The sequence below is a fragment of the Dietzia sp. B44 genome (genome assembly GCF_014145245.1).
In the GTDB taxonomy this organism is placed as follows: domain Bacteria; phylum Actinomycetota; class Actinomycetes; order Mycobacteriales; family Mycobacteriaceae; genus Dietzia; species Dietzia natronolimnaea.
The window spans coordinates 1-4,203 of sequence record NZ_JAALEF010000032.1; the positions used below are offsets into that span (position 1 = coordinate 1).

4 protein-coding genes are annotated in these 4,203 nt (G+C 69.7%); 3 read left to right on the forward strand and 1 reads right to left on the reverse strand.

Going from position 1 to position 4,203, the window contains the following annotated elements:
- Nucleotides 1-217 (reverse strand): helix-turn-helix domain-containing protein (locus tag G6017_RS01405; protein ID WP_182615557.1); only part of this gene is annotated, 217 nt, incomplete at its 3' end.
- A gap of 168 nt (nt 218-385) precedes the next feature.
- Between G6017_RS01405 and cysD the strand changes: the two genes are divergently transcribed.
- From cysD to G6017_RS01420, 3 genes are all read left to right on the forward strand, one after another.
- Nucleotides 386-1,303, forward strand: a complete 918-nt coding sequence (gene cysD / locus G6017_RS01410) for a sulfate adenylyltransferase subunit CysD (RefSeq protein WP_095718176.1) — start codon at nt 386-388, stop codon at nt 1,301-1,303.
- 86 nt (nt 1,304-1,389) lie between these two features.
- On the forward strand, nt 1,390-3,234 hold the full coding sequence (gene cysN, locus G6017_RS01415) for a sulfate adenylyltransferase subunit CysN (protein ID WP_179525976.1): 1,845 nt from the start codon (nt 1,390-1,392) through the stop codon (nt 3,232-3,234).
- A 4-nt stretch (nt 3,235-3,238) separates the two neighbouring features.
- Nucleotides 3,239-4,156, forward strand: a complete 918-nt coding sequence (locus G6017_RS01420; RefSeq protein ID WP_182615559.1) for a TSUP family transporter — start codon at nt 3,239-3,241, stop codon at nt 4,154-4,156.
- Nucleotides 4,157-4,203 lie beyond the last annotated feature (47 nt).

Sequence of the window (4,203 nt, forward strand, 5' to 3'; positions counted from 1 at the left end):
ACAGCGACGCGGCGACCGAGCGCATCCGGGGCCCGGCGCGCCACCCGCCCTCGAGCTTCTCGGCCCACTGCTCGGCCTGCATCTCGGCGAGCACGGCGTGCAGGGTCGAGCGACTGGCCCCGGTGGCCCGGGCGATCTCGGCGAGGGGCAACGGCGGGCCCTCGATCGACAGCGCCTCGATCACGGAGAGCACACGGTGGGTGGGTTCGTGTCGCATATCCGACAGCTTATGTCGACATGCGGACGATCTGCCCGGGATTGCCGTCTCCGAGATGTAAATCGGGCCGCTCGGGGAGCACGATGGTCTCCGAGCCGGACCGCAGACAGACCTGTCTGCGGTCTGCTGTCCGGTCACGCCGGACGAGCCCACGACATTGGAGGTCGCATGACAGCGAGGACGGCGGTGACGCTCTCGCACCTCGACGCACTCGAGGCCGAGTCCGTCCACATCTTCCGCGAGGTAGCCGCGCAGTTCGAACGCCCGGGGATGCTGTTCTCCGGCGGCAAGGACTCCGTGGTGATGTTCCACCTGGCGCGCAAGGCGTTCTGGCCCGCGCCCATGCCGTTCCCGCTCATGCACGTCGACACCGGTCACAACTTCGACGAGGTCATCGAGTACCGGGACCGGGTGGTCGAGGAGACCGGGGTCCAGCTGCTCGTGTCGTACGTCCAGGACGACATCGACGCCGGCCGCGTGGTCGAGGAGACGGGCGTCGGCACCAGCCGTAACCGACTCCAGACCGCCGCCCTGCTGCGCGGCATCCAGGAGAACCGCTTCGACGCCGTGTTCGGCGGCGCCCGCCGCGACGAGGAGAAGGCCCGCGCCAAGGAGCGCGTCTTCTCCTTCCGTGACGCGTTCGGCGCCTGGGACCCGCGCGCACAGCGCCCCGAGCTGTGGAAGCTGTACAACGGCAACCACCGCAAGGGCGAGCACATCCGGGTGTTCCCGCTGTCCAACTGGACCGAGCTGGACATCTGGCAGTACATCGAGCGGGAGGACATCGACCTGCCGCCGATCTACTACGCGCACCAGCGCGAGGTGATCGAGCGCGACGGGATGCTCCTGGCCAAGACGCGGTTCCTCGAGACCCTCCCGGGCGAGGAGGCGCGCACCGAGCTCGTCCGTTTCCGCACCGTCGGCGACGCCACCTGCACCGGGTGTGTGGAGTCCGACGCCGCCGACAACGCCGCCGTCGTGGCCGAGGTCGCGGGGACCCGCGTCACCGAGCGCGGCGCCACCCGTGCCGACGACCGGATCTCCGAGGCCGGCATGGAAGACCGCAAGAAGGAAGGCTACTTCTGATGAGCTCCGCCACCACGGCATCGTCCGCGACCAGCGGGCCGACGCTCGCCACCGCCTCGACTCTCACCCCGGAGCAGTTGAGCACCATGTCCGAGCACGCCCAGCTGCTGCGCATCGCCACCGCGGGGTCGGTCGACGACGGCAAGTCGACCCTCATCGGGCGCCTGCTCTACGACTCCAAGGGGATATTCGAGGACCAGCTCGCCTCGATCGAGGCCACCTCGGCCAAGCGCGGTGACGAGTACACCGACCTCGCGCTGCTCACCGACGGGCTGCGCTCCGAGCGCGAGCAGGGCATCACGATCGACGTGGCCTACCGCTACTTCTCGAGCCCGCGCCGCAAGTTCATCATCGCCGACACCCCGGGCCACGTGCAGTACACGCGCAACATGGTCACGGGCGCCTCGACGGCCGACGTGGCGATCATCCTGGTCGACGCCCGCAAGGGGGTGCTGGAGCAGACGCGCCGGCACGCGTTCCTCTCCGCGCTGCTGGGCATCCCGCGCCTGGTCGTGGCCGTCAACAAGATGGACCTGGTCGACTACGACGAGGCCACCTACGAGGCCATCCGCTCCGAGTTCACCGACTTCGCCGCCAAGCTCGAGGTCCACGACGTGACGTTCGTGCCGCTGTCCGCGCTCAAGGGCGACAACGTGGTCGACCGCACTGATTCGATGCCCTGGTACACGGGCCCGGCCCTGCTCGACCATCTCGAGAACGTGCACATCGCCTCGGACCGCAACCTGACCGACGTCCGGTTCCCGGTGCAGTACGTGATCCGCCCCCAGCGCGCCGACGGCCTGGACCACCGGTCCTTCGCCGGCACCGTCGCCGGGGGCATCATGAAGGTCGATGACGAGGTGGTGGTGATGCCGTCCGGTCGGCAGTCCACCATCAAGGCCATCTGGGGACCGGGCGGCGCGGAACTGGACGAGGCGGCGGCACCGGCCGCGGTGACCATCGCACTCAACGACGAGATCGACATCGTCCGCGGTGAGATGATCGCCCGACCCGGCAACCGCCCGCACCAGGGCACCGAGCTGGAGGCCATGGTCTGCTGGTTCGCCGACGACTCCACGCTCACGCCCAACAAGCGGTACGTCGTCAAGCACACCACCCGCGACACCAAGGCGATCGTCACGGGCCTGGAGTACCGGCTCGACATCAACACCCTGCACCGCGACCCCGACTCCACCGAGCTGGGGCTCAACGAGATCGGCCGCATCGGCCTGCGCACGCAGACGCCGCTGATGTACGACCCGTACCGCCGTAACCGCGACACCGGCGCGTTCATCCTCGTGGACGAGCTCACCGGCAACACCGTGGGCGCGGGCATGATCATCGGCCCCGCCACCACCGGTTCCAACGTGGTGTGGCACGCCGGCGCCGTCCAGCGCGGAGACCGCGGGCAGGGTCGCACGCTGTGGCTCACGGGCCTGTCGGGCTCGGGCAAGTCCACGGTCGCCTCCGAGGTGGAGCGGCTGCTCATCGAGTCCGGGCACCCCGCCTACATCCTCGACGGCGACAATCTGCGGCACGGCCTCAACGCCGACCTCGGGTTCTCGGCCTCCGACCGGGCGGAGAACATCCGCCGCACCGCGGAGGTGGCGGCGCTGTTCGCCGACGCCGGCGTCGTCGTCATCTGTTCCCTCATCTCCCCGATGCGCGCCGACCGCGACAAGGCGCGCAGCGTCCACGCCGCGGCCGACCTGCCCTTCACCGAGGTGTTCGTGGACACCCCGTTGGCCGAGTGCGAAGCACGTGACCCCAAGGGGCTCTACGCCAAGGCGCGGGCGGGAGAGATCCCCGAGTTCACCGGCGTGTCCGCGCCATACGAGCCGCCGCTGACCCCCGACCTGCACATCCGGCCGGAGGACGGCACCGCGGAAGAGGTGGCTCAGCGGATCGTCAGCTCGATCCTCGGGGTCTGACCCGGTGCCGGAGGCGCTCTGGACCTACGACTCGCTGGGTCTGCTGGTCGTCAGCGCGGTGATCGGCGTGGTCATAGGTCTGACGGGGATGGGCGGCGGGGCGTTGATGACGCCCGCGCTCATCCTCGTGGGGATCCCGCCCACCGCCGCCGTGGCCAACGATCTGGTGGTCAACGCGGTGAACAAGGTCATCGGGGCCGGCGTGCACTGGAAGCACGGGAAACCCAACCTGAAGATCGCGTTCTGGCTGATCCTGGGTTCGGTCCCGACGGCCTATCTGGGGGCCTGGCTGGTGCACGCGGTGGGAGCCGACGACGTCCAGGGGCTGCTGAAGAAGGCCATCGGCGGCACGCTCATCGTGGCGTCCTCCGCCTATTTCCTGCGCGCCTTCTTCGAGATGGCCGGCAAGATCCGCACGGGCAACGACCCGAACCCGCCGGTCAAACCGCTGATCACCCTGCTGGTCGGCGTGATCGGCGGGCTGATGGTGGGCATCACCTCGGTGGGTTCCGGCACGGTCATCATGATGTGCATCATGCTGCTGTACCCGACCCTGGCCGCGCTGCGGCTGGTGGGCACCGACCTCGTGCAGGCGGTCCCGCTGGTGATCGCGGCGGCGATCGGCCACGTGATGGTGACCGGCGTCGACTGGAACCTTCTGGTGCCCCTGCTGATCGGCGGGGCGATCGGGACGTACGTCGGGTCGAAGTTCGCCGGACGGGTGCCGCAGGGACTGATCCGGCGGGGCATCACCATCGTGTTGGCGGTCACCGCCTCGGCGATGCTCGGGGCCTCGCCTGCACTGATCGGCGCCATCGCGCTGGTGCTGGTGACGGTCGGGCCGCTGGTGTGGCGGGCGCTGGTGCGCAGGTATTCGGTGCACCTCGACGAGCCGCCCGCGCGCTCCCGGGCCCGCGTCTGACGACGCGCTCGCGGGCCCGCGTCTGACGGGTTCCCGGCCCACGCCGG

Bases quoted from the DNA above. Each gene is read 5' to 3' on its own strand.
- cysD (WP_095718176.1), top strand. From the start codon at position 386: ATGACAGCGAGGACGGCGGTGACGCTCTCGCACCTCGACGCACTCGAG.
- cysN (WP_179525976.1), top strand. From the start codon at position 1,390: ATGTCCGAGCACGCCCAGCTGCTGCGCATCGCCACCGCGGGGTCGGTC.